The organism is Streptomyces sp. NBC_01451 (assembly GCF_036227485.1).
Classification (GTDB): Bacteria; Actinomycetota; Actinomycetes; order Streptomycetales; family Streptomycetaceae; genus Streptomyces.
On the sequence record NZ_CP109479.1, the window covers coordinates 10,226,562 to 10,250,408 of the forward strand.

The 23,847-nt window shown below is 67.6% G+C and carries 23 protein-coding genes and 2 pseudogenes; 14 read left to right on the plus strand and 11 right to left on the minus strand.

Going from position 1 to position 23,847, the window contains the following annotated elements; all coding sequences use genetic code 11:
- The first annotated feature begins 40 nt into the window (after positions 1-40).
- Positions 41-721 carry a hypothetical protein gene (locus OG595_RS45040; RefSeq protein ID WP_329266571.1) on the plus strand — a complete coding sequence of 227 codons (681 nt, stop codon included), beginning with the start codon at positions 41-43 and terminating at the stop codon, positions 719-721.
- 498 nt (positions 722-1,219) lie between these two features.
- Here the strand turns inward: OG595_RS45040 and OG595_RS45595 are convergent.
- A pseudogene (locus OG595_RS45595) lies at positions 1,220-1,894 on the minus strand (transposase); the annotation flags it as partial.
- On the opposite strand from OG595_RS45595, the gene OG595_RS45055 reads away from it, so the two are divergent.
- Positions 1,788-2,534 carry a hypothetical protein gene (locus OG595_RS45055; protein ID WP_329266564.1) on the plus strand — a complete coding sequence of 249 codons (747 nt, stop codon included), beginning with the start codon at positions 1,788-1,790 and terminating at the stop codon, positions 2,532-2,534. The pseudogene OG595_RS45595 and the gene OG595_RS45055 overlap by 107 nt on opposite strands.
- Positions 2,535-3,131: 597 nt before the next feature.
- Here OG595_RS45055 and OG595_RS45060 read toward each other — a convergent pair.
- Positions 3,132-4,031: an SLATT domain-containing protein gene (locus tag OG595_RS45060; protein ID WP_329266562.1), complete on the minus strand. Its 900-nt coding sequence runs from the start codon at positions 4,029-4,031 to the stop codon at positions 3,132-3,134.
- Positions 4,032-4,301: 270 nt separating this feature from the next.
- Here OG595_RS45060 and tap point away from each other — a divergent pair, with 270 nt between their 5' ends.
- Both tap and tpg read left to right on the plus strand, forming a co-directional pair.
- On the plus strand, positions 4,302-6,497 hold the full coding sequence (gene tap, locus OG595_RS45065) for a telomere-associated protein Tap (protein ID WP_443073314.1): 2,196 nt from the start codon (positions 4,302-4,304) through the stop codon (positions 6,495-6,497).
- A gap of 6 nt (positions 6,498-6,503) precedes the next feature.
- Positions 6,504-7,061, plus strand: a complete 558-nt coding sequence (gene tpg / locus OG595_RS45070; protein ID WP_329266558.1) for a telomere-protecting terminal protein Tpg — start codon at positions 6,504-6,506, stop codon at positions 7,059-7,061.
- 1,136 nt (positions 7,062-8,197) lie between these two features.
- On the opposite strand, the gene OG595_RS45075 is transcribed toward tpg, so the two are convergent.
- From OG595_RS45075 to OG595_RS45090, 4 genes are all read right to left on the minus strand, one after another.
- Positions 8,198-8,380 carry a hypothetical protein gene (locus tag OG595_RS45075; protein WP_329266556.1) on the minus strand — a complete coding sequence of 61 codons (183 nt, stop codon included), beginning with the start codon at positions 8,378-8,380 and terminating at the stop codon, positions 8,198-8,200.
- A gap of 94 nt (positions 8,381-8,474) precedes the next feature.
- Positions 8,475-8,801: a hypothetical protein gene (locus OG595_RS45080; RefSeq protein ID WP_329266554.1), complete on the minus strand. Its 327-nt coding sequence runs from the start codon at positions 8,799-8,801 to the stop codon at positions 8,475-8,477.
- A gap of 250 nt (positions 8,802-9,051) precedes the next feature.
- On the minus strand, positions 9,052-9,585 hold the full coding sequence (locus tag OG595_RS45085) for a hypothetical protein (RefSeq protein WP_329266552.1): 534 nt from the start codon (positions 9,583-9,585) through the stop codon (positions 9,052-9,054).
- A 373-nt stretch (positions 9,586-9,958) separates the two neighbouring features.
- The gene (locus OG595_RS45090; protein ID WP_329266550.1) at positions 9,959-10,618 is read right to left on the minus strand and encodes an HNH endonuclease family protein; all 660 of its coding nucleotides are present in this window, start codon (positions 10,616-10,618) and stop codon (positions 9,959-9,961) included.
- A 571-nt stretch (positions 10,619-11,189) separates the two neighbouring features.
- Here OG595_RS45090 and OG595_RS45095 point away from each other — a divergent pair.
- The 6 genes from OG595_RS45095 to OG595_RS45120 all read left to right on the plus strand — a co-directional run bounded on the left by OG595_RS45095 (position 11,190) and on the right by OG595_RS45120 (position 15,384).
- Positions 11,190-11,792 (plus strand): sigma-70 family RNA polymerase sigma factor, encoded by a 603-nt coding sequence (locus tag OG595_RS45095; protein ID WP_443073315.1) that lies wholly within the window; start codon positions 11,190-11,192, stop codon positions 11,790-11,792.
- Entirely contained in the window at positions 11,789-12,460 is a 672-nt protein-coding gene (locus OG595_RS45100; RefSeq protein WP_329266546.1) for a hypothetical protein, read from the plus strand. Before OG595_RS45095 ends, OG595_RS45100 begins: the two co-directional genes overlap by 4 nt.
- 179 nt (positions 12,461-12,639) lie before the next feature.
- Positions 12,640-12,840: a hypothetical protein gene (locus tag OG595_RS45105; protein WP_329266544.1), complete on the plus strand. Its 201-nt coding sequence runs from the start codon at positions 12,640-12,642 to the stop codon at positions 12,838-12,840.
- A 1,042-nt stretch (positions 12,841-13,882) separates the two neighbouring features.
- Positions 13,883-14,161 (plus strand): hypothetical protein, encoded by a 279-nt coding sequence (locus OG595_RS45110; RefSeq protein ID WP_329266542.1) that lies wholly within the window; start codon positions 13,883-13,885, stop codon positions 14,159-14,161.
- A gap of 113 nt (positions 14,162-14,274) precedes the next feature.
- Positions 14,275-14,844: an SLATT domain-containing protein gene (locus tag OG595_RS45115; protein ID WP_329266541.1), complete on the plus strand. Its 570-nt coding sequence runs from the start codon at positions 14,275-14,277 to the stop codon at positions 14,842-14,844.
- 183 nt (positions 14,845-15,027) lie between these two features.
- The gene (locus tag OG595_RS45120) at positions 15,028-15,384 is read left to right on the plus strand and encodes a hypothetical protein (RefSeq protein WP_329266540.1); all 357 of its coding nucleotides are present in this window, start codon (positions 15,028-15,030) and stop codon (positions 15,382-15,384) included.
- A 125-nt stretch (positions 15,385-15,509) separates the two neighbouring features.
- Here the strand turns inward: OG595_RS45120 and OG595_RS45125 are convergent, their stop codons facing one another.
- Positions 15,510-16,859, minus strand: a complete 1,350-nt coding sequence (locus OG595_RS45125) for a WD40 repeat domain-containing protein (protein ID WP_329266539.1) — start codon at positions 16,857-16,859, stop codon at positions 15,510-15,512.
- Complete coding sequence (locus OG595_RS45130; RefSeq protein ID WP_329266537.1) at positions 16,813-18,561, minus strand: NB-ARC domain-containing protein; 1,749 nt, start codon at positions 18,559-18,561, stop codon at positions 16,813-16,815. Before OG595_RS45130 ends, OG595_RS45125 begins: the two co-directional genes overlap by 47 nt.
- Before the next feature lie 547 nt (positions 18,562-19,108).
- Between OG595_RS45130 and OG595_RS45135 the strand changes: the two are divergent.
- Positions 19,109-19,207 (plus strand): annotated as a pseudogene (locus OG595_RS45135) (DUF6207 family protein); the annotation flags it as partial.
- A gap of 90 nt (positions 19,208-19,297) precedes the next feature.
- Here the strand turns inward: OG595_RS45135 and OG595_RS45140 are convergent.
- Positions 19,298-19,903, minus strand: coding sequence for a type II toxin-antitoxin system VapC family toxin (locus OG595_RS45140; protein WP_329266535.1), 606 nt, complete (start codon positions 19,901-19,903; stop codon positions 19,298-19,300).
- A gap of 173 nt (positions 19,904-20,076) precedes the next feature.
- On the opposite strand from OG595_RS45140, the gene OG595_RS45145 reads away from it, so the two are divergent.
- The 3 genes from OG595_RS45145 to OG595_RS45155 all read left to right on the plus strand — a co-directional run bounded on the left by OG595_RS45145 (position 20,077) and on the right by OG595_RS45155 (position 22,180).
- Positions 20,077-20,901: a hypothetical protein gene (locus OG595_RS45145; protein ID WP_329266533.1), complete on the plus strand. Its 825-nt coding sequence runs from the start codon at positions 20,077-20,079 to the stop codon at positions 20,899-20,901.
- 553 nt (positions 20,902-21,454) lie between these two features.
- Positions 21,455-21,811: a hypothetical protein gene (locus tag OG595_RS45150; protein ID WP_329266531.1), complete on the plus strand. Its 357-nt coding sequence runs from the start codon at positions 21,455-21,457 to the stop codon at positions 21,809-21,811.
- A gap of 111 nt (positions 21,812-21,922) precedes the next feature.
- Positions 21,923-22,180, plus strand: a complete 258-nt coding sequence (locus OG595_RS45155; RefSeq protein ID WP_329266529.1) for a DUF6207 family protein — start codon at positions 21,923-21,925, stop codon at positions 22,178-22,180.
- Positions 22,181-22,190: 10 nt separating this feature from the next.
- On the opposite strand, the gene OG595_RS45160 is transcribed toward OG595_RS45155, so the two are convergent.
- Both OG595_RS45160 and OG595_RS45165 read right to left on the minus strand, forming a co-directional pair.
- On the minus strand, positions 22,191-23,180 hold the full coding sequence (locus OG595_RS45160) for a DUF4238 domain-containing protein (RefSeq protein WP_329282537.1): 990 nt from the start codon (positions 23,178-23,180) through the stop codon (positions 22,191-22,193).
- An 11-nt stretch (positions 23,181-23,191) separates the two neighbouring features.
- Positions 23,192-23,845, minus strand: coding sequence for an ATP-dependent DNA ligase (locus tag OG595_RS45165; protein ID WP_329282543.1), 654 nt, complete (start codon positions 23,843-23,845; stop codon positions 23,192-23,194).
- Between the last annotated feature and the right edge of the window lie 2 nt (positions 23,846-23,847).

Genomic DNA, 23,847 nt, shown 5'->3' on the forward strand with positions numbered 1-23,847 from the left:
CAGCATCTGCTCAGTTCCCGCCTGACCGTGAGGGGTCATCATGCATTCCACCCGCCGCGTGGCGTCGGCCGTGCTGTTCAGCTGCCTGATGCTCGCAGGCTGCTCACCTACTTCGCTCGGCACCTCGGTCTCGGACGCGTCGGCAAGCGCGAATCCGGCTGCCGGTCCGTCGGGCGCGAGTGCCCAGGGCGGGAGGCCAGGACAGGCGATCGCGGTGGGGGCGGGCCCGCAGAAGACATACACCGTGCAGAAGCAGCCCGCCGCGGGCACCTGCCACTACCGCTACCTCAAGGGCGAGCCGCTCGAGGACCCCACGTGCACGCCGGGCGCCATCTCTCCGGCGGTCACGCAGTCGAATCTGAAGTCGACGATCTGCCGCAAGGGCGGCTACACCTCCAGCATCCGCCCCTCCACGTACGTCACGGGCAAGGAGAAGAAGCTGAACGCCGCCTCCTACGGCTTCACCGGCCGTATGAGCGATGCCGAGTACGACCACCTCATCAGCCTCCAGCTCGGCGGTGACCCCAACGACTACCGCAACCTGTGGGTGGAGCCCGCCGACCCCGGTCACAAGAAGGGCTCCGGGGTCAACAACCTGAAGGACCCGGTGGAGACGAAGCTGCACACCGCGGTCTGCAAGGGCACGGTCACCCTCGCCGCCGCGCAGAAGGCCATCGTCACCGACTGGACCACCGCGCTCAGCAAGCTCGGCCTCGGCTGAGGCGCGGTGAGGGCGGTCGGGCAGCCACCCGCCCTTGCGCAGCGGCGACTTCAGCCAGAGACGGCGTTCCGGGGTCGGTGCGTATGAGACCGTGGCGGTCATCTGGCCCGTCGCTTCCCCCCGTAGCGGCGGGCCAGGCTCTTCTCGGTGAGTGAGGGCGACGCCGTCACGCCGGTCCAGCCAACCGACGTGCCCCCCTGGTTTAGGGGAGACACGAAACGCCGCTGCGGAGCTGAGAGCGGGTCAGGCCGCCGGCGGCTGGCTGGAGGGGCCGGCCTGGTCGGAGGGCGGGTCCAGCTGCTGCTGGCGGCGGCGCTGCTCGTTGCGGTGGTCTTCGACGCGCTGGGTGAACTTCTTCAGCGCCTCGTCTTCCCCGTCGGGACCGAACTCGCTGTAGGGGCCGATGCCGAGGGTGACGGCGTTGGCCTCTTGCTCGATGGCGTCGGCGGTCTGCTGGAGGAAGTACTGCGGTTGAACTCGCAGTGGCGGGCCGGTCGATCATCCGGCACTCATGATCAGTCCGGTCTCGGTGAGGCAGCCGTCGATCAGTTCCGGACGGTACTGGATCTTCTTGAGTTTGCGCTTCATGACGCGGGCCAGGTGGTCGAGGTTGGCGGCGGCGAAGTCGGCCAGACCGCGCTTGACCAGTGATCAGATGCCCTCCTGCGGATTGAGCTCAGGAGCGTACGACGGCAACTGGAACACCGTCAGCCACTCCTCGTTCTCCACGAAGAACAGCGCGAGCTCGTCGAACAGATGGACGTTGAGATTGTCCCAGACCCAGACCGCGGGGGCCTTGAGCTGGTTGTGCGCCACGACGATCAGGTCACGGTAGTCCTGCCATCCGAAGTTCTTCGCCTCACCCTTCCGCCCCCGGTACACGTGCAACCGGTAGATCAGACGCGATCGTTCGCCGCTCCTGTAGCAGACCAGTCCCGCCACAGAGACCCGTCCCCGGTTCGCGTCACGCACCCGCACCTGCGGTGTCCGGCCGCACGGTGCCCACGTGTGCCGCCTTCGGCGGCCTCAGCCCCTGTCCTGCCTCGTCCTCGAAGCAGATCTAGGCGTGCTGGGCCGCCGCAGTGGCTTTACCGTCTCCCACACCTCGCTCCGCCACCGCTCAACACTCGCGTCGTCCCGCTCCAGCGCCCGCCTCGCCGGCACCTGCGGCGACGAGCGGCCCGAGTTGGCCGCCGCCCTCTCCTGGATCGAGGACAAGAAGGTCCAGGATGCGGCAACATCGTTCAACATGAACGAGGTCATGGCTGCGTTAGGTGGAGCCGCGATCGGTGGGGGGTTCGCGTTTGCAGGAGCGCTTGCGCAAGCCCGCAGCGCCCGAGCACAGGCGGACGCATCCCGCACAGCAGCTAGGCATCAGGCGGACATCGCTCACAAGCAGTGGGTACGGAGTGGCAGAGGGTCTGCATGCTTCGAGTTCCTGGCTCTGACCCTGGGCATGACAGATCAAGCGTTCAAGCTCCACTCTTGGAGAGAGCTGCTGGGTAGGCGGAGAAGCCTTTGGGAGAAGATCCGTACTCGGCGGGCCGAAGCGAAGGTCGAGACTGCCATCGATGAGACCCTGAGGCAGATGCGGGCCACCCTCGCCGTGCTCGACCTTTACGGTCCGGACGAGGTCGCTATCGCGGCACACAGAGTGGAAAGAGCCTGTGTGAACCTGCACATGTGTTGTGGGGGATGGACGAGGCTTCCACCGCTTGCCCCGTTCGACTGGAACACAGATCTCTCCGCGGTGCTACGGGCGCGGGAGGAGTTCTCTCAGGCCGCTCGCCCGTATCTGAACACCACTGTGTAGCATCCGCTGCGTCGCGCACGCCTCGCTACTTGGACGCACTTCTCGGGAGCCGATGCCTACGCAGCCTGAATCGCGCTTGAGCGGTGACCGCGGGCCCGTGCAGCCATCGAAGTGCCGGGTCCGATATGGGCTTCGCCGACAGCCTCTCGACGTCTCCACGTAAGGCGTCCGGACAGATCGCGGCGACCAGCAGGCACCGCGGCCCTGAACCCACGGCACGCGCCCTCTGCGATGAGGCGAACGAAGCCAACGGCGTTCTTGTGGGCAAAGCCCTGATCGTATCCGCTAGACTTGATCTTGAACTGGCCGCCGCAACTAAGGGCGGCTGGTTGCGCGTTGGTGGTCCAAGGAAAGACGCCCCGCTTCCTGCGGGGAAATGCAGGTGCAAGGCCTGCCCGGCGCTCGATCAAAAGGCCCGTCCGCGCACAGGGCGGGCCTTTTGCGTTGCCCGGCGCCAAAACCCGGGCGGCCGCGATGTCACTGTTCCGGCGTGCACCGCGCCAACGGGTGTGGCAACCGTGAGGGTCAGTCCGGCCCGCCGTTTTCCCCCGAAGCGGCGGGCCGTTCGCGTTTCCCGGCTCGGGGGTGAGCCTGTCGTCAGGCTGGCGGTGACGCCCCCGCTGGTGGGGCTTGGTCGGCGGGCTGGTCCAGCTGCTGCTGTCGGCGGCGCTGCTCGTTGCGGTGGTCTTCGACGCGCTGGGTGAACAGCTTCAGCGCCTGCTGCTCCTGGTTTGGGCCGAAGTCTTTGTAGGGGCCGATGCCGAGAGTGACGGCGTTGGCCTCTTCTTCGATGGCGTCGGCGGTCTGCAGCAGGAAGTAGCTGCGCTCGCGGTACTTGTAGTAGCCGGTGAAGGCGGCTGACAGCGTGACGGTGAAGCCGATGGCGACGATCGTGACGTTCTGCCAGGTCAGCTTGTTACCGGTGTCCAGGGCTGCAACGGTCGTCGTGGCTGCGGAGCCGATCATGATGAGGTTCTGCAGCGCGTTGTGGACGAGCCGGTACTTGCGGCTGTCTGCCCGGTGCTGCTCGATGACCCCGACAACATCCTCGCGGTAGAGGCTGCGCCGTTCCTTCAGCGTCGGGTAGTAGAGGGAGCTGAGGAACCGCAGTTCCTCGCGCTTGGTGTCAACTGCGTTCATCAGGTCGGCCAGGCGTGGGCCCCGGCGCGGCACAGTCACGATTACGACTGCCACAGCGATCAGTATGAGTGTGCCGCAGATGATGGCGATGCGGAGAAGCGTCGCGGGGGAGTCCCAGGCCAGGACGGCCCAGCCCAGACCTGTCAGCAGGGAGACACCGGCAACGATCAGCGCCAGCAATCCGATCTGGACGGCCGTCGTGCGGCGGGCCAGTTCCCGATCCGCTTGCTTCACTTCGTGCCGGAGATCGCGCAGCTTGGACCTTTCCGTGGCTGCCACTCTCCGTTGTTCGGCGCTGAGGTACTCCTCAGCATCGTTCATGCGGCTGGACGCGTCGTCGTCAAGACTGCGGTCCACGGAGCCCCCTCATCTGCCGTCTGGAATCTCACCGACCCTGCCACCTCAGCCGCGGCCGTGTCAGGGCGTTGATCAGCCAGTCACCAGCGGGATTGCGTCCCCGAGGCCCATGCAGCCGTGGGGACCGCAGGTTGTTGCCTGCCAGCGAGACGATCGGCCAGCTGCGGAGCGGGGCTGGCCGGCGACGAGCTGCACACCACCTCTCAAAATTGAGCGATCCAATGCGCGATTTAACGAGCGACCTAATGCGCGATTGATCTAGGGTGTCTAATGGAGGTGAGCCCTGTGCCCACTGAGAACGAGCTGCTCAGCGCTGTCGATGCGCTGCTGAACCAGGTCGACCAGAATGACCTGCCACCGCCCGCTGAGCGCAAGCGGCTGCGCGAGGCTGCTGAGCTGAGTCAGACCCAGATCGCCCAGGCCCTTGGCACCCGCCGGGAGGCGGTGGGGAACTGGGAGACCGGCAAGACCGAACCGCGCCCGCCGCAGCGCACTGCCTACGCCCAGCTGCTCAAAGGGCTCGCCGCGCGTTTCCCCGCCCCCGACAGCGAAGCGGCACCCGAACCTTCCGTCCCCAAGACGTTCACCGCCGCGCCCGCCCCGGCTCCGTCGGCGCCGATCGCCCCGAAGGCGCCCGCCCGCCCGGCAACGAGCACCGCCAGGCCGTCGTCGACGTCGCGGCGCCCGGGCGCGAAGAGGGCCGCGAAGGCCACCACTTCAACGGCGGCCGTGGTCGACCCGCGCTTCGAGAACGGCCCGCTGGCGGTCGTCGACTGCGAGGACGGGCAGGTGTCGGCGTACTGCGTCGGCGGCCTGGTCCTGGACGTGCCCGCCAAGTCGCTGCCGGCGCTGGTGGACTGGACGCTTGCCGAGGCGAAGCTCGGTCAGGCCCGGCTGCACCGCAACGGCCGTGACGCCGACCCGGTCCTGGTCCTCACCCCGTCGGCGCTGGAGCGCTACGGCCTGCCCGCCGCCCTGTCGGATGAGGACCGGCGCGCGGGCCGGCTCCCGGACAGCCACAAGGTGATCAAGCAGATCAAGAAGGCCGAACTCCAGCTCACCCAGCTCGGGTTCGGGCCGTGGGCGCGGATCTACCGGGACCCGGAGGGCTCCCGGCGCCGCTGCGTGCAGGTGTGCATCCCCTCGTGGAACGCGCTTGACGCCAGGGAGTGGGACCACAAGGACGACCCGCAGATCCCGTCCATGCACCCCGCCGACCTCGCCCGGTATCTCGGCACGTACGCACAGCTGGTGATCACGCCGCGCGGCACCGCGTCGACGACCGGCCTGGAGCTGATGACCGCGCTGCGCCCGCCGACCCGTGCGGAGAAGGACGAGACCACCGGGAACTTCGAGCGGGCGTTCAACGCAGACGCGCTCACCGCGGTGTACGACGTCGTGGAGTGCGAAGTCCCGGACGAGCACCCGGTCCTGAAGGGCCGGTTCGAGCGCCATCACATGCGGACCCCGGACCAGATGCTGATGGAGGAGCCGTACGACTGGTGCCGGCCGCTGACCGATGACGAGTGCCGGAATCCGTACCTGGTCGCCGTCGACATCAATATGTCGTTCGCGGCGGCCGCCAACAGCCTCACCGTGGGCCTGGACGGCCCCACCCACCTGACGAACCGTCCGGCGTTCGACCCGAAGCTGCCCGGCTCGTGGCTGGTCGACCTCTCCCACGTCGACCTGGCCCGCGTAAAGGTCAACGGGCGCACCGTCGACGCAGACCGGCTCCCCTCGCCGTTCACGCCGAAGGGCGACCGCCCGGTCGGCCCGGCCTGGTACGCCACCCCCACCGTCGCGTACGCGGTGGAGCTCGGCTTCGAGGTCGCGCCGATCGAGGCGTACGTGCGGCTCCAGTCCGGCCGTTACCTGGACCCCTGGTACAACCGGCTGCGCGACGCCTACGTGACGGTGATGGCCGACCTCGGAGTCACCACCGCGATGAGCGGCCACGAGTTCCTCGATGCGATGGCCTGCTCCAAGAGCACCGACCCGACGATGGCGCTGCTCGCGAAGGCGATCAAGGCGACCGCGAAGGGCGGCATCGGCAAACTGCGCCAGCGCAACCGCGGGCAGGTGCCGTACTACGAGCCGTGGCCGGCACTCAAGCGGGAGACGTGGCGCCCGGACATCCGGGCCGCCGTGCTCGCGAGCCAGCGGGTCGGCATCCACCGCAAGCTGATGAAGACCGCCGCCACAGCCGACCTGTACCCGGTTGCGATCGGCACCGACGCCATCGTCTACCCCTCCCCAGGCCCGTCCCCGCTGGACGTCCTGCCCTACACGGAAGAGGGCAAACCGGTGCCGGGCACGTTCCGGCTCGGGGTCTCGCCGGGGATGGTCAAGCACCAGGGCACCCAGACCGTGCTGTGGGCGGAAGCCCAGTTCGAGGAAGCCGGCGCGGTGTTCAACATCGCCAACCTCATCAAGAACGACCCGACCGCCGGAGAAGGGGAGTAACCGACCATGACCGACTCCCTCGGCGACAGCCTCGACCAGGCCCTGGAAGGGGCGTTCACCCGCCGCACCCCGCAAAGCGCCCAGACGCAGATGAAATACCTGGTCAAGCAGCTCAAGGGCACCAAAGCCGCCGCGCAGGCACTCGGAGTGTCCCAGCGCACCGTGGAGCGATACGTCGCGGGCAAGTTCAAACGGCCCCGCCACGACCTCCGCGAGCGCATCGAGCGTGAGGTCAAGAAGCGGTGGCAGCCCCAGATCCGAGCGAAGGCCAAGAAGAAGGCCGCGTCCACGGGCGGCCTGGTCGTCTCCACCCGCGCGAGATTCGGCTTCACCGCCGCCCCCGGCACGACCGACGACGCACGCATCCGCGACATCACCCAGGCCCTGCCCCCGCGCTGGGCGGACCGCCTCTTCGAAGCCCGCGACACCGGCGCCACCGAACAGCAGCTCCAGCGCATCGCCGCCGAAGGGCTTGCGGAGATGTACTTCCGGAACAACAACACCCGGGCGGGCGGCCTCAGCGTCGAGTTCACCGACGTGGAGCACATCCGGATCGTGCTGTAACCCAGGCTCCATCACAAGCGACTCGTCCCCGGCATCGGAGCTGCCGGGGACGAGTCGCTTCACATTCCTGCGAGGAGCAGACCGTGAGGCCTCGGCTCCCGAGACGACCTAAAGCCCGGCACTCCTGCCGTAACCGTCTGTAATCCATTTCATTTCATCTCATCGCGATGCAATGGAATGCAATGGATTAGGTTGGAGCGCATTGGAGCCCGTGTTTTCCTGCGCTTCTCGCAGGAGGCCTGCGTTTTTCTGCGCTTCTCGCAGGAGGGAAGACCGGCGAATGTCGCTTCGCTGCTTGATGGTGACGGGGATCACATGCACGCCTGTGAGCTGCGGATTTTCTGGTCTGGATGTATCGCTGGTGCGCGAGAAGGTAGGCAGAGTGTTGCCTGGTGCGCGTATTCCCGCATGAATAACTACACCGATCAGCTTCTCGCCGATAGACTCCGCAGAACGCGAAAGGAGCCCTGGGTCCCAACGGGTTTCTCAGGCCTCTGAGTTGGGAGGGCTCCTCTCGCGGTGTCCCTAAACGCACGCTAACGCAAGGAACCGCATGACCGAGCCTAGCGCGAATTCAGATCCGAAGCACCCACGCCGTGTAGACAGATGGCTCTCGTCCATCAGCACTCACCTGCGGAAATGGAACGGGAGCCGTAGACACGGCGTTCACCACCACTTCCTGCAAGGCGTCGCCTACAAGCTGGGCAGCGGCGCCGTGACGCTGCTGATCCTGTGGTGGGAGACCCGCCGCTGACCTCGTGGAGGGCCCGCAGCCGACTGCGGGCCCTCCCTGCGAGCTGACGGCTCCCGAGGGTCTACGACAGTGTCAGCTGCCACCACCACCGCGGCGGCCGTTGAGGAGGGTGAGGATGACGGTGATCAGCTGTCCGGTGGTGCAGTACACCTCGACGAACTCGCTGAGGGACATGGAACCTCGCAAGGTCCAACCCGGCTATGGCCAGGCGACAGACAGGCACGACCGGCCCACAACCAGCATCCGCTGCCTCTGCGTGCATTCTCGCAGTCGCCGACCGAATTCCCGGGCAGGACTCGCTCTCAACCCCGTAACTTGCGCCGCACGCAGGTGAGCCCCGAACCGCGCGCCGGTTCGGGACTCCTTGTCACATGCCGCCGGGTCAGCCGTCGGCGGCCTCCCGTTCGGCCAGCCTCTTGCGGGCCTGTTGCAAGTCCTTGTACGTCGCGGCGTGCAGCGTCTCCATCCGGGTCAGCGCCTTCCCGGTGTCGTCCGGCTTCATCGCGCTACCGGCGAACTCCAGCAGCAGCTCCACCATCGCGTGGCTCAGCCCTCCGTCAGACACCGCGCGGGCGTCGACGGAGTCGGAGCCGGAGAGTCGGAGTCGGAAAGCGCAGCATGCCCGCCGCACGGCGCCCCGGGCAGTCGGACGGCCGGGCCTACTGCGGGTCCGCCTCACCCGGGGCCGTGTCCGTACGGCGGGAGCGCCGACGGATGACGTCCGGCAACTGGCGGGAGGCGGCGGCCGGGATGAAGAACAGCCCGATCATGCCGAGCGCGGTCACGGCGGCGCTCAGCAGGCCCACCGACACCGACGGGTCGTCGACCGAGGCCACCCCGCAGAACACTGAGAAGACGGCGACGAACACCAGCGACACGACGATCCACCGCTCCCGCAGCGACGAACGGGTGCCGGCCACCACGTCAAGCCCGCCGCCACGCAGAACAGCACGGTCGCCGGCGGCAGCAGCACGGGCGGCGCCCACCGCGCGACGTCGCCGCGGGGCAGATGCTGCCCGGCCTGGTAGCCGACCTGGACCAGCCACACCAGCCACACCGGCACCTCAACCGCGATCACCACCCACATCAGGACCCGCAGACCCCGCAATGCGCCGCGCTCGCTCATCGTCTCCCCCTCGGTCGCCCGGCCACGGGGAATGTACTGGTGGCGGCGACGCACCCGCGAGAGCGCTCGTCATGCCGTTTCCTCCTTGGCGGATCAAAGCGCGCACAGAATTAGATGAGGTGGGACGTCTGCCCGTTGCGAGTACGTTCAAGTAAGGCTTGGACGGCCTGATCTCCGTCACCATCTGTTCGCGCCGCGAATTCTTCGAGCAAAACCATAAGATAAGGCCCTGCCGCTCCAACCTCACGCTCTTTTTCGACGTAGGGTTTCATTGCACTCCAGGCCCGTGAAATTCTCCGGTGGAGCATTGCCACTACTTGTTCTTCCTTGACGATACCCAGGGAGCTCATCCCGGCGAACGTCTGGAGAAAGTAGGCAATATCATAGATGGCTTTCCTGGCGGGGCGCGGGAGGCCACTTATTCCCAAGTCGGGCGAGTGCTCCTCTCGGAGTTTAGTGCACACGTAGACATAGTGATCACAGAGATCAACGTCACGAAATCCGCCAAGTAGCTCCGCTATTACAGGGATGTGGTTCGCTTCCCTGGAAATCCGTAGTTGCCTGAGGCCAAACCATACTGAGGTGATGACGGCAGTGATCGATATAGCAATTGCGGTTAGATTGAGGATCGCCCCACTGCTCATCTTTGATCATTCCCTGTCTTGGGCTTATTCTCCGTTTTCTGCCTCGCGAACCCGAACAACCTGCGGCAGATGGGCAGTCGCTGCTCCCATCTGCATCATCTGCCCGTCTGAAGTCGACGGATAGGCGCACGGCCGGGCACCGAAAGCTCTGACAAGCTCTCCGTAAAGCCTTTGCCATACATCCGGGGCGGAAGCGACAGCACTCAACTCTCTGGTCGGCGTGCACTTGTTGCGCGCGGCGTTTCAGCGGAAGTCCGATATCCACAGTGACAGCCGCAACGCCAATGGGACGGCCACATGTACCGGCCCCCCCGGCACATCACATGACGCGCCGGGCAAGGGGCCGGGCTCGCACCTGACTGGCGAGGATGGGTCAGCGGGCGTGGGTGACCTCGATCGGGCTGTTCGGGCAGCCGGCGAGGGCCTCGGTGAGCGCGGTCTGTTCGGCGGGGTCGACGGTCAGGCCCCAGCGGGTTTTGACGGCGATCCAGTCGGTGGCGTACGTGCAGCGGTAGTCGGCTGCCGGGGGCTGCCAGGTGGCGGGGTCCTGGTCGGATTTGCTGCGGTTGGTGGTGGCGGAGACCGCGATCAGGGCGCGGGCGTCTCCGAGGTCGTTGGCGTAGGCCTGGCGTTCGGCCGTTGTCCACGTGGAGGCGCCGGAGTCCCAGGATTCGGCGAGCGGGACCAGGTGGTCGATGTCGAGGGCGCGGGCCTGGGTGAAGTACGTGTCGTCGTACGGGGAGTACCAGGACCCGCCGGTCAGCACGCAGTTGGCGTCCTGGACGGGTGCGGTGACGGCTTCCTCCAGCAACACCTCCTGCCTCGTGTTGCACGAGTCGCGGTCGGCGTCGACCCAGTGGCGGAACTTCGAGCGTTCGTATCCGGTGCGGTTCTCGGTCTGGATGGTCAGGGCGTGGAGGGCGTCGCGTACGGGCAGGGCGACGGTGTCGCCGGGGCCGACTGCGTGAGCGGTGGCGGGGGAGAGCAGGACAGCGAGTGCGGCGGCAGCGGCATGTGAGCGGGTGAGGCGCACGAGGGGCTTCCTCTCGAAGATCACAGACGGTTCGTGATCTTCGTAGCGGGCGGGTCCCGTATGCCGCGCGGTGATCCGCCCTGGCTCACCCGTACGGATCGGTAAGTCACGCAGGCGGTGAGGCGGCCGGCCGGAAGACCGGTGGTGCCAGGCGCGTTTCACTGTCACCATCGCGCGCCCCTCGATCGGGTGACGGTGGATCGGTTCTGCCACATCGGAGGCCGCGAGTGACGGGGGCGCGTCGGTGGATGTCTGTACAGAAGGGAGCAGAGTGTGACCTCTGACACGAACCAGGCGGTTCTTGAACAGTGAACCTCTCCGCATGGCTCTGTTTTCCCAGCTCATAGCGCCTGTATAGAACGTCTGTGCGATAAGAGAACTCACGTTCCGCTTACGGTCAAGATCGGTGAGTGACGATTTTCGAGGGGTGTATGAGTTTCAGGCCCGGAAAGTAGAGATTGTGGTGCGTGAGGGCCCAATCCAACTGGTCCCTTGCGCGGGCAAGTTGGCCCGCGCTGGATCCCACCGGCCTCGACGGAGAGTCCGGTGCCCGCATCGCATGGAGGACCGTATGGGCAACGGCGACGTCACCACTGACGTATCGCCCCAGGACGGCGGCCACGGCCAGCCCGTCCTGGCCCCTCCCGACCTGCCCCTCGACTTCGAGGCCTTCTACCTGGGCCATCAGGAGTTCTTCCACGACTTCGCGGAGATCCACCTGGGCAGCCGCCGGGTCGCCGAACGGGTGGTCCACCACGTCTTCCTGACCATCCTGGGCGGCTGGGACGATCTTCTGCAGCAGGGCGACCTCGAACAGCAGACCCTGGCCGTGCTCCACCGGGGCGTCACCCGCCGCCTCGAAGCAGACGGACGTCCGCCGGCGTTCCTCATCAACGGCCCCATAGCGAAGAACCTGGAAGCGGTCCGCAGCCAGATGGAGCTCAGCAGCAACGCCAACCGCGTGTACGAGGCGATCCTGGACCTGCCGACCCGGCAGTTCACCGTGATCGTCCTGCGTCACCTGCTCGGCTACCCCACCAAGCGGATCGCCCGGTACATGGGCCTGGACACCCGCACCGTCGACTACCACGGCCGCAAGGGCAAGGAACGCCTGCGCGTCCAACTGCGCCTGCCCGCCACGCCCAGCAAGACCAAGAAAGGACCGGGACAGTGAGCACCACCATCGACGCCCTCCTGGCCGACGCGCGCCTGCCCACCACGCGGCACGAGGGCTTCGACGTCGGCGCCGCGCTCCGCCGCCTCGCCGCCGACGCGGCCACCGCGTCACCGACGCCGAACCCGGACATGATCCGCGCCGCGGAGGCCGGCCAGCGGCTGTCGGTGGTGTGCCGCTGGATCCTCAACCGGCCCGACGCAGCCGACCATGTCGACCGCCTCGCCCAGGAACCCGACGAAGTGACCGCGGACCAGCTGGACGTCGACGGCGCCCTCATCTTCGCGTGCCTGCTCCACCTCACCGACCACCGCGAGAGCGCCCAGTTCTGGTGGCAGCTCGCCGCCGGGGCCGGCCACCGTGCCGCCGCCTACTGCCTGCACCTGCACCACCTCGCCCTCGGTGAGACTCGCGAGGCACGGCACTGGCTTCACGAGGTCACCCACGACGTCCTCGACTCCGAAGCCCCCGACAGCGACTTCCTCGCCACCCTGGAAGCCGTCGCGATGTACGTACGGCGAACCGGCTCCAGCCTCACCAGCCCGCCCACCGGGGGCCTCGAAATGGAGGTCGACCGCCTCGCCACCGAGAAGTCCGGCTCGTGCATCATCGTCCGGCGCCCCGACCAGCAACTCGCCGACCGACTGCACGACTTCACCCGCCGCTGAGCATTCGTATGGTTCCAGCCACACGATGACGCCAAGTCGACAATCATTTCAAGCAGCCGTCGATAAACTCACTGAACGCGCAAAAGGAGCCCCTGCGTCCCAACAGGTTTCCTAGGCCTCTGAGTTGGGAGGGCTCCTTGCGCGGTGTTCCAGCACGCCTGTAACGAGAGGAACTCCGTATGGACGAGAGTAACGCGAAAGACGAGCGCAAGCACCCGTTCCGCTGGGTCAGGCGACGGATCGACACCATGCGCCGCCTGCGGAAATGGATCGTCCAGCAGGGACACATCGTCTCGGGCGAGTTCCTGCAGGGCGCGGCCAACCGGCTTGGCAGCGGCACGGTGTCCCTGCTGATCCTGTGGTGGGAGACCCGCCGCTGACGCGACGGCGGGCTCACTCTCGTGGGCCCGCCGGAGTCTTCGGCAACTCGCCGTTCGCGAACTCGTGGACGGCAAGGTCGTCTCCGAGCAGAACGAGCTACCGACCTTCTCGCCGGAGGGGTCCCCTGTCCCCAAAATGGCCGCCTCCGGTGCGGACCGCGACTGCGTACGGCAAGGGACCGAACGTGTTCGAGTAGACCGAGCTCCCCGACGGCAGCCGGGTAGCCCGCCACTACCTCGGCACCGACCAGCCGGAGAAGCCGTGCGCGGCGGACAGGAGGGGCCGATGCGGTACTTCTTCATCTCCGGCTCGCGGACCTCGCGGTGTGCAGGTACTGCTGTGTGTAGGAGCGGCTGAGGCTGGTCCTGGCGCAGCCGCCGGTGCCCGTCGACCAGTGGCCGACACCCCGACTGCCGCTGCACGTGGAAGACGAGAGCACGCGGCTGAAGCTCGCCCTCGGCCCCGCCCGCGAGCAGATCACCGTTCAGTGCTGGATGCTGAAAGGTCGACGACGGCATCCGCCGGCCGTACGAGAGGCCGCGGGCCTATCTGGACGCCGATGTCGACGGGCTGCCGTACGGGACGCATCTGATGGCTGCCAGCCTTCCTGGCCTGCCCGGGGCGCTGTGCCTGCCCATGCCGGTGACCGCGAGCGGCGACCCGTACTGAGGCGGAGACCGGTGGCGGCTGGAACTCACCTTGCAGTACTGGCAGTTCGGACCCGAGCGGACCGGGCGCGACCCGTCGTGCGTGTACTGCGTGTCCACGGCCCGGACTGCGGGTTCTGCCCGCCACCGCCGTACGAGGCAAGCACGCTCACCGCGTGCGGGCCCTGCCGCGAGCAGGTCCCCACCGCCGAACCACGCGCCAAGGTCCGTGCGAGGGGTCCTTCGCGTCGCTGTGCTGAACTCCCTTCTTATGGTGGGCGCGAGTCCCGCAGATCTTCGAGATCATGGGCGCTTCGGCCCTCGCCAACGGCTGACCACTCACACGTCAGTCGTCAAGACTGCGTTGTCAGTGGCGGCTGCGAGGCTGGACGGTATGGACAGCGATGACGAGCAGCTGCTGCGCGGCCGGGTCTACGGTCACGATGCAGACGACCCTCACCCAGGTCCCCGCCCCGGCCGCGCCTACGCCGAACTGGTCGGCGGGCCGCTGGACGGGCTGCTGCTCGACATCACCGGCTGGAGGCAGGATGAGATCGACACCGGTGTCTCCCTCCAGACCGAGCTGGGGCACTTCGGCCCCGGTGGGAGGGCGTTGTACGACCCGCGCCCCGGCGACCCGGCCCGCTGGGACTGGGGCGGCGACAGTCCCTGATGGGCGCGGACCGGCTACGGCCTGCCGCGTTGGTGGGCGGGCTGGTGGCAGAGCAGGCAGACGGTCACACTGCGACCTACCGGCAGAGGGCTTGCGCGCGTCTCGGGGGGATCATGGCTGAACAGGCGGACCGGCATGGGCATCCCGTCCCCTTTGATCTTTGGGACATCCCCGATGAAGTGCGCGCCATTGCGGGGGAGTGTGAACGATTGTGGGAGCGGGCCTTGCACAGTGCGCACCATCAGTTCGCAGCTTCCATGATCTGGCGCCACACACATCGCTGGCTGTCGGTGCTGGCGGCCGCGGTGGGTGCCACGGCAGGCGTGTCGGCCGTAGCCGATGTCATCGGTGCGCGCATAGCCGGTGTGGGCGCCCTTCTGGCCGCGGTCATCGGAGGGGCGACGAGCCTGCTGGCCCCGGACCAGCACGCGGCGCAGTGCACTGTGTCCGGCAACGCCTACGTCGAAGTGCGGGACGGCAGTCAGCAGATGCTCTGCGTTGACCTGGCCACGCTGGAGTACGACACGGCACGCCAGCGTCTTGAGGAACTGACCACGAGCCTGCACGCCGCGAACCGGGCCGCTGAGCCGACGTCGTTCTTGGCGAGGCGGTACGCGCGCCGGGCTCTCAGGTCAGGGATCGCCAATGACGACGTATGGGCAGCCCGTCCACGCAGGACCTGACGACTCCGTTCTCTGAGAGGGCGGCTCCTCCTCGCGGGCGGCCGAACGCGCACAAGGCGAGCGGGCGCTGGCGGACAACATCGGAGATCAGGGGCGGCAGCCCAGCCTGCTCCCTGAATTCGTACGCTGACCGGTGAGACGGATGAACTGCAGCTCCTGGCCGACGCCCTGACCGCCGACTACGTGCACGGCCGGTGGAAGCCGGAGGCGACCGAGGAACACCGGACACGGATCCTGTCCGCACAGGCGAGCACCGACAGAGGCCTGGACGGCCTGGCCGCCGGCGGCGTCCTGAGTATCGAGTCCATCGAGCAGATGCTGCGCCCGCACCCGGAACTCGGCGCCTGGAGGCTGGCCCCCGTGCTGCGCGCCTACCCTTCCGGTAGTCCCGATGCCCAGGCGCTCGTACGGGAACTGCTGGACGCGATCGCCGTCGTCGGCTTCCCTGGACTCGACCCCGATGGTTGCTTCGAACCGAACTCCGAGCCTGAGCGGGACCTCCGGCGGCACGGACATCGCACATCAGAACCAAAGGAATGAAGAGGTGCGAATAGCGCAGCCATGTGAGTCGGTGGCTGTGCCGCCTCGCTATCCGCCAGAGTTTCGGTACGCAGGCTGAGAGCCTAGTGAGGGCCGATACGCCCGCGTACCGAAGGCGCGGTGGATCACCCGGCAGGGGAGCCCGGGTAAAGGTTGTAACCAAAAAGCCCTTCCACTCCGCCCACAAGCAGTGCACGCCCGTCGGGAGTCCAGGAACAACAGAACAAGTGGCTGTCAGTGCGAATCATGGTCAGCACCAAGCCTGTGTCGGGGCTCCAGACCTGTACGGTGCCGTCGTAGCTGGTGGTGGCGAGCCAGGCGCTGTCGGGGCTGAAGGCCACCGAATTCATTACGTTGGTGTGGCTGATCAGGGTGCGGAGTTCTCGGCTGGTGGCCGGGTCCCAGATCCGCACGGTCCGATCGAAGCTGGCGGTGGCGAGCCATGTGCCGTCGGGGCTGAAGGCCACCGAATTCACGCCGTCGGTGTGGCCAGTCAGGGTGCGTGAGGCGGTGCCGGTGGTGGGGTCCCAGATCCGCACGGTCCGATCGAAGCTGGCGGTGGCGAGCCAGGCGCCATCGGGGCTGAACGCCAACGAATTCACCATGTCGGTGTGGCCGGTCAGGGTGCGGAGTTCTCGGCCGGTGGCCGGGTCCCAGATCCGCACAGTTCCGTTGAAGGCGGCGGTGGCGAGCCGGGTGCTGTCGGGGCTGAACGCCAACGCATTCACCGTGTCGGTGTTGCTGGTCAGCGTGTGGAGTTCTCGTCCGGTGGTGGGGTCCCAGATCCGCACGGTCCGATCGTTGCTGGTGGTGGCGAGCCATGTGCCGTCGGGGCTGAAGGCCACCGAATTCACGCCGTCGGTGTGGCCGGTCAGGGTGCGGAGTTCTCGTCCGGTGGCCGGGTCGCACATCCGCACGGTCTGATCGAAGCTGGCGGTGGCGAGCCAGGTGCCGTCGGGGCTGAACGCCATCGAATGTGCGGGGCCGGTTCGGGCGCGGGGCGTCTGCAGCACCTCAAGGATGGTGGGGTCCCAGATCCGCACGGTTCCATCGTTGCTGGCGGTGGCGAGCCAGGTGCTGTTGGGGCTGAAGGCCACCGCATTCACTCCGTTGGTGTGGCCGGTCAGGGTGCGGAGTTCTCGTCCGGTGGTGGGGTCCCAGATCCGCACGGTCCAGTCGAAGGCCGCGGTGGCGAGCCAGGTGCTGTTGGGGCTGAAGGCCACCGCATTCACTCCGTTGGTGTGGCCGGTCAGGGTGCGGAGTTCTCGTCCGGTGGTGGGGTCCCAGATCCGCACGGTCCAGTCGAAGGCCGCGGTGGCGAGCCAGGTGCTGTTGGGGCTGAAGGCCACCGCATTCACTCCGTTGGTGTGGCCGGTCAGGGTGCGGAGTTCTCGTCCGGTGGCCGGGTCCCAGATCCGCACGGTCCGATCATTGCTGGCGGTAACGAGCCGGGTGCTGTCGGGGCTGAAGGCCACCGCATTCACCATGTCGGTGTGGCCGGTCAGGGTGCGGAGCAGGGCAGGGTGGGGCAGGTCTGGGGGCGGCCAGCGGTTGATGAGGCCAGGTGGCCCTGCGGGCAGTGGAGCGGTGGGCCAGTGGGGGGGCGTCGGTGATGCGACTGCGCAAGATCGCGTCGAGGGCGTGGGGCGGGTCGGTCGGGGCCAGCAGGTGGGCGGCGCAAGCCAGTTGCCGGGCCAGCGTGCGGGCAGGGAGGCCGATGCGGTCGAGGTCGCGCCAGGGTGCAGTGGGACCGCGCTGATGCAGTCGGGCGCGCATCCACCGGAAGTCTCCCGCTGTTGTTTGAGCCTGAGTCGTGCGTCCGGCATCAAGGAGATGCTCGATGAGATGGTCCTGGAGATAGCCGATAGTGGTCTGCCACCACGCCACGCCATCGTCGGTGGGTGGCAGGCTCGGGGCGAGGGCATCGAGCAGGACGGTGTTGGCGGCCTGTAGTCCATTAGTGCCGAGCTGGGCACGCAGGTAGTCGCGGATGACGTCGTGGAGGGTGAGGGATCCGCCGGGCACTGTGGTGTCGATCTGGAGGAGGGACAGGTCGGCCATCTGTTTGCACAGCGACCGCGTGGCCGCTTCGTCCCGGCCGCTGGTGGCCCCCCAGAGGGCTGTCACCAGAACCATGGGCACTGCCTCGTCCTCGGCGAAGACACCGAGTTCGGTGAAGCGGTCCTCGGCGTCACCGGGTTGGAGGAGAGTGGTGGCAGCCTTGATGCTGGCGCTGACGGCGGTGTTGCGGCGGTCGGGATCATTGAGATCGAGCGTGGCCTCGGGATCCTGAACGGCTGGCCCGCCGGCGCGCAGCCGTTCCAGGAGCGTTCTCGCCGCCGTTGTGGGGTCGGCGCCGGTTGCCGTCTGTTCGGCGATGAACTTGTTGGCGATGCCCAGCAGCAGAGCCCACCGCCCGGTCGCCTCCACCAGAGCCTCCATCACATCCCGTCGGGGCAGGACGGGCAGGCGGTGGGCGAGCAGACGCCGAGCCTGTTGTTCGGCCATGCGGTCGACTTCGATCCGAACTGCCCCAGCAGGAAGTACGTCGGATCTGCGGGTGGTGACTAGCCGCACGCATGACCGTTGGGCTCCGCGGAGAAACGGGGCAAGCTGCTCGTACTCCCACACGTCGTCGATCACCAGGAGGGTGCGGGGGCGCTGCGCGAGCAAGCCGCCGAGGCGGTCTCCGGCACGCTCGGGGTCCGAGCCGGTCTCGACGGTGTCGCCGGTGATCAGGCGGGTCTCCTCGGCGACCTTCGCGGCAACGGCCGCACGCCCCCGTACGTCCCGCCCGATCGTGATCAGATGAACGCCGCCAGGGAAGCGCCGTTGTACCGACCGCTGCGCGGCAACGTACTTCGCCAGAGTGGTCTTGCCGAATCCGCCCGCCCCGTGCAGCCCAGCCGTAATCGCCACCGACCCGCCGCCCCGCCACCGGCGGGTGCTGTCACGCACCGCCCGGATGACCGCGTCGGCCTCGTCCCGGTCCACCCACCATTCCGGTACCTCCGGCGGAGCCGGCCGGGCCACGAGTGGCCGGGGCGCGGGAACTGCCCGCAGAGAGAGCACCAAAGCGGCCAGCCCCGCCACGGAGTCGAACACACTTGCCAAAGGGTCCGCGCCACCCCACCCGTCGCGCAGCGCCGTCACCAGCAGCCACACCCCGGCCGTCACGCACAACGTGATCGCTACCCGGACGCCCCAGCGCCCCCGCATCCCCATAGACGCGCATCATCCGCTCGTCACCCACCCTCTGCCACCAGTTCTCCCGACCTGGCTGCCGATCGGCCACCTGAGAATGTCGTATCCGGCCCCGTGCGCCACGGACGGACACCAATGGCCTGGGCGCACCTCGGCCGTGCATTCCAGGTCACTACGGTTCCCCCGACTCTGGACTATGCGTCGCGTGCCCTGAGCCCTTGGACTTCTCTCGCGGTGTCACGTGCTTCCCGTTCGGCCCAGGGCAGTGCGTCAGCACCCATATCCCGCGCCGCCCGGACGTCCTGGAACAACTGCGGCACGCCCGGCCGGACGTGAGTGTCCACGACTCTCTCCAGACCACCGTCCGCGAGGCCGCGGCACTGCTGCCAGCCACACCTACCGCACGCTCCTGACCCGGTCGCACGCGGACAGGGCGAGACCGCGATCCGGGGCCGTACTCGTTGGGATGAATCCACCCGGCTGCCGGAACCCCGGCGTCTGCCGGATCGTCATGCCGGGCATGGATCCGATCCAGGAAGTACACGTGGCGGAAGCGGGCCAGCTGGTCGTCGACATTGCCGCAGCCGACGACGCGACCGCCCTCGGCTCCGGGGGCGGCCTGGCTCCGAGGCACCGCTCAACCGGACGCGGCAGGCCACCGCGGCGACAAGACAACTGTGGTGATCAGCGCCCTCGTGGGATAGCACAACTAGTCGGCAGGCAACGGCCCTCTGTCGGGTTCGAGTTCATGGAGCCGACGGCGGGCCACCACCCTGCTCTTGACTTCCGTCAGCGCCTGCTCAGGGGACCAGACTCTTATGCCCAGCAGCTCGGCGATCTCACGGTCCTTCCTGAGTAGGGCCCCGTCGTTGGTGACGAACGCGTGGCCCCCGTAGCGGGCTGCTGTGGCCACGTGCATGGCGTCGCGGACCTCGTTCTTCCTCGCTGTCGACACGACCTTCGTCGGGAAGACGATCGCGAAGACGTCTTCGACGCGGGTCGTGTCCTCGCCGGAAGCGAACACCGAGGCATCGAAGCGGGAATGATCGAAGACAAACGGGCCGAGGGCTTCAGGGAGATCAGCGGCCTCTTCCTCTCGCTGGGCCCGGGTCTCGGCGTCCTGGCCCTCGAAGCGCTCCGTGTCCATCGTGTCCGTGCGCGCCAACCCGATCCAACCCGTCTCCCAGAGACGGAACAACTCCCTGGCCGCCTCATCGGCTGCGGTGTTCCGGTGGAGGGCGCCGATCAGGGTGTTGGTGTCGATGAACAGGTACAGGCTGACCAGGTTCCGGCCACGCTGGGACGAGTTCGCCATGAGGTCCTCCTGCAAGCCTGAGAGGCGATCCGACCAGCCTCGATACTCCCAGAGGCTGTCGACCATGCCCCGGGGCGTACGGGCATTGTGCCGGATCGCGCAAAAACGTGCGGCGGACAACCGAACGGGCAGTCACAATCGGGGCACTACGGACTGCACGGAAGGATGTTGGGATGGATCGGATCGGGTTCGACACCGAACTGGGGACAGCGGCGGTGTCCCTCGTCGACAACAGTCTGACGATCGAGAAAGCGGCGGGCACCCACAGTCTCAAGCTGACGCTCGCGGTCCAGACCCCGCAGCCGGAGAAGGCCGGACGGCTGATGATCCTGCCCACGAACCTGTTTGCCGTATCGGCTGGCGGCCACAACGACTGGCTCGGCTCAGCCGTCTGCCACCTCCCCTTCACCCCGGGAGAGGTACGTCACGCGACCTTGCGCTACCTCCTTACCAGCGCCCAGGTGATCGCCCTCGAACAGGGCCGGTCCAATGATCTGAACCTCAAGCTGGAAATTGAAGCAGTGCTGCCGCAGGCAGCGGCCGGCCTGTACCCGGGCGCCGGGCAGTCCACGCTTTACATCTCGGTCGCGGCCAGCCGCTGGCGCGACCAACTGGCCGGACTGGGCAAGTCGCTGGCAGTGGAGATGGCAGTGCCCTTTCCCGCCGAGGACGACCCCCGGCAGGAGGCCGTGATCCTCCTGCGCGCTGCCCAACGCCAACTCGGCGGCGGCCCGGAAGAGATCGACGCAGCGATCCTCAAAGTGCGTCAGGCGCTGGAGTACATCGAACTGCACTGCGGGTGGAACTGGCCCGGGTTTGCGAAGGACAGAAAGCAGCGCGCTCAGGACGAACGATGGGCAATCATTCGCTCCGCCATCGACGACCAGGCAAGCGGCGCGGTGCACGCGGACGCGGTCACCAAGACCTTCACCTACACCCGAGAGCAGGCCGAGACGCTGATCGCCATGACCGCCGCCCTGCTACGCCTGGTGCCCTGAACCGATGTCAGCCTGCTTCTGCAACTGTGCGTCGGCCCTCCGGGCCCTGTGCTATTCGGTAGTGGCTTCGCAGGCCGCGAGGTAGTCCGCCCAGCTGTCCTGCGCGAACAGAGCCCACCGGTGCGCGGTCTGGGGATGGATACCGAAGAGGTTGCTCGCGAGGATCAGCAACGCCGCGCCCTGTCCAGCTTCCTCGGAGGCTGGGGCGCGGCGGGCGGGGGCGGCCCCAGCCCCTGACCTCCACGGCTGGAAGTGGCCACCGCGCTGATAGTGATGCGGCCAGTGTTAGGTGAAACGCCTCCTGGGGCCCCGGGCCTCTGACAGGTTCGAACGCGTGGATCAAGGGTGGGCAGCGGTTGTCGCAGGCATCGCCGGGCTTGTTGGCGCGGTCGTCGGTGCTCTTGCTGGTGGGCGTGCCGCAGTACGTGGGGCTCGGATCGGCGCAGAGGTGAACGCGGCCGCCGTACGGGCTCAGGTTCGCGACCAGGCTGCTCTGGCACAAGAGCAATGGGTTCGTCAGGAGCGGCAGAAGGCATGTCTGCAGGTGATGGACATGTACGCCGTCTTCAATGTCGAGTCCATCCGGCGGCGTGAGCAGCTCGAAGCGGGCACGGTGCTGGATGAGGCGTCGTTGCAGGCCTACGCGGAAGCCTTGTTCAAACTCCTCACCGCGTGCAGCCACTTGGCGCTCTTGGGGCCTGACTCCGTCCAGCTCGCGGGTGGCACCCTGCGGCGCATGACAGAGCGGTTCGTGAGCACGCTCCGGTTCGCGAGCGAGGAACTGGCAGACCGGCCCGCAGATACTATGCGCGCGGACTGGGCGGAGATGGTGGCTGAGGACGGGCAGGAGATGAAGCTCGCCTACCTGGAGTTCATGCGCGTCAGCCAGGCCGTTCTCGTATCTGGCTGATCGTCCAGTGTCGCTGGCACCGGTCCGTGGCTGTCGTGCCCGGTACTACCCGGTCGGGTGAAGGCGCCGGGCCGCCGGAACCTTCCCGGACATCCGGGCGTAGTGGCGTACATGGACCCGATCAACGAGGTACACGTCAGCAGGCCCGGCTTGGTCGTCGTCGACGTCGCAGCCGCCGACGACGCCACCGCGCTCGCCTTCCAGCAGCTGCTCGCCGACCGGTGGGCGACGTCGTCAGCGGAGCGCACGACGCACGACGTCGGCCAGCCCGGTGTACGGCTGCGCTGCTACCTGGACTTGAATCAGCCGGTCGGCTCGGATGCGCAGGCTGACACGCCGCCGCTGGCCCTCGCAGAGGTACAGCAATGACGATCGCCTGTCAGGTGGTCCGGTCTCCGGCCAGTCGTCGCTGTGCACGTCGTTCCACGAACGGTTCCAGGCCGCTCGCGGGGTGCATGTAGACGTAGCGGTGGGCGGCGTGGATCTGCAGGGCGTTGAGGCGGTCGACGAAGGACTGGGAAGCGGTGAGCATGACGTCCTCGGCGCCCAAGGACAGCATGTGCCGTGGGCCGATGGGAAGTACGAGGGTCTGGGCGTCAAGGAACGCCATGCCGTACATGGTGCGGCTTCCCTTCATGGACAGGGTCAGGGCCGGGTTGTCGCCGATCAGGAACTGGCCCGTCTCGGGCGTGATCACCTCCAGCCGCCGCGTCGACGCCAGGTCCCGCATTTTGTGGAAGGTGTCCTCGATGCTGGTGCGGAAGAGCTTGCCGCTCTCGCGGTCGCGCATAGTCGGGGACCGTTCGATGAGACGTTCGGCGAAGGCGCCCAGGGCAGCCGGGCCGGACAGGTACAGGCCCGTCTCGCGCAGTGCCTCGAGGCGCAGCTGCTCCGGATACTGGGTGATCACCTTGGCGACCAGGTGCGTTCGGGCCCGCTCGACCGAGTCGGTATGCACATCGCGGTAGTGGAGCGACCGGACGTTGTGGAGCACGATGAGGTCGCGCAGCACGTCCACGTGAAGCGGGTCGGCGAACGGAGTGCCGGCGTGCACGGCGGCAAGCGCCGCACGTACGCGCCTCTCCACGTTGTTCCACAGTGCTTCGATGAATGGGGAGTCGACGGCGACGAAGTTCTCGACCCAGCCGCATCGGCTGGGGGGCATCCGCTTGTGTACGTGTCCGGGGTTGTGCAGGTCGAACGGGAGCAGCTGCTGGCTACTGTCCTTCGGCTCGGGCATCGTGAACTCTTTGAGCAGGACCTGGGATACGAGGTGCTGCCGCGATGTGTGCTGTGCTGTTCCCACACACCGGATTCTGCCAAGTAGCCCTCTCCCCCCGATCAGAGTTTCCCTCGGCTGCCGATCCACATGGTCACCGGTCAGCGCAGCCGGACCACGGTCACGACCGCGTGCCGGGTCGTGCCCGCCACGACCTCCACCACCACATCACCGGTGGCGGGGGTGTAGGAGTCGCCGGCCGTCGGGACCGCCCGCCCGGACTGGGGGACCAGGTGCGGGGCGACGACGGAGGCGAGCGCCGTGGTCAGCCGCTGGGACAGCGCGATGCGTCCGTCAGGCAGCCGTACGGCGAGCGCCTTCGGATGCCGGGGGGTGCCGGTGAAACCGACCACGGTGGCGTCGACCGTGTCCGCGTGTCTGATCTTTGACCACACGCGGCCCGCCCTGTACGCCGACCGGAGCGGCTTCGCCACGATCCCCTCCGCACCGGTCCCTTCGAGCGCCTCGTACCAGAGCAGGGCCCCGTCCCGGTCGGTGGTCGACCACACCGGCACGATCGGCGGACCGACGTCGGCGAGCACGTCCAGGAGGACCTGGCGCCGCTCCGAGTACGGACGCGGCCGCAGGTCGGGGAGGCCTGCCGCAGGGTGGGCCAGGATGTCGAAGGCGACGAAGTGGGCCGGCCACTCCTCTGCCGCCAGGGCCGCCCCGGCCCCGCGCCGGGCAAGCCGGTTCTGCAGCCGCTCGAACGCGAGGCGGCCCGCGGCGTCCCAAACGATCAGCTCGCCGTCTATGT

What these genes read in the sequence shown, in the direction of transcription:
- OG595_RS45095 (WP_443073315.1), top strand. Translation starts at nt 11,190, where the DNA reads ATGGGCAACGGCGACGTCACCACTGACGTATCGCCCCAGGACGGCGGC.
- OG595_RS45085 (WP_329266552.1), bottom strand. Translation starts at nt 9,585, where the DNA reads ATGAGCAGTGGGGCGATCCTCAATCTAACCGCAATTGCTATATCGATC.
- OG595_RS45115 (WP_329266541.1), top strand. Translation starts at nt 14,275, where the DNA reads ATGGCTGAACAGGCGGACCGGCATGGGCATCCCGTCCCCTTTGATCTT.
- OG595_RS45105 (WP_329266544.1), top strand. Translation starts at nt 12,640, where the DNA reads ATGGACGAGAGTAACGCGAAAGACGAGCGCAAGCACCCGTTCCGCTGG.
- tap (WP_443073314.1), top strand. Translation starts at nt 4,302, where the DNA reads ATGGAGGTGAGCCCTGTGCCCACTGAGAACGAGCTGCTCAGCGCTGTC.
- OG595_RS45145 (WP_329266533.1), top strand. Translation starts at nt 20,077, where the DNA reads ATGGATCGGATCGGGTTCGACACCGAACTGGGGACAGCGGCGGTGTCC.
- OG595_RS45155 (WP_329266529.1), top strand. Translation starts at nt 21,923, where the DNA reads ATGGACCCGATCAACGAGGTACACGTCAGCAGGCCCGGCTTGGTCGTC.
- OG595_RS45150 (WP_329266531.1), top strand. Translation starts at nt 21,455, where the DNA reads ATGTACGCCGTCTTCAATGTCGAGTCCATCCGGCGGCGTGAGCAGCTC.
- OG595_RS45110 (WP_329266542.1), top strand. Translation starts at nt 13,883, where the DNA reads ATGGACAGCGATGACGAGCAGCTGCTGCGCGGCCGGGTCTACGGTCAC.
- OG595_RS45040 (WP_329266571.1), top strand. Translation starts at nt 41, where the DNA reads ATGCATTCCACCCGCCGCGTGGCGTCGGCCGTGCTGTTCAGCTGCCTG.
- tpg (WP_329266558.1), top strand. Translation starts at nt 6,504, where the DNA reads ATGACCGACTCCCTCGGCGACAGCCTCGACCAGGCCCTGGAAGGGGCG.
- OG595_RS45140 (WP_329266535.1), bottom strand. Translation starts at nt 19,903, where the DNA reads ATGGCGAACTCGTCCCAGCGTGGCCGGAACCTGGTCAGCCTGTACCTG.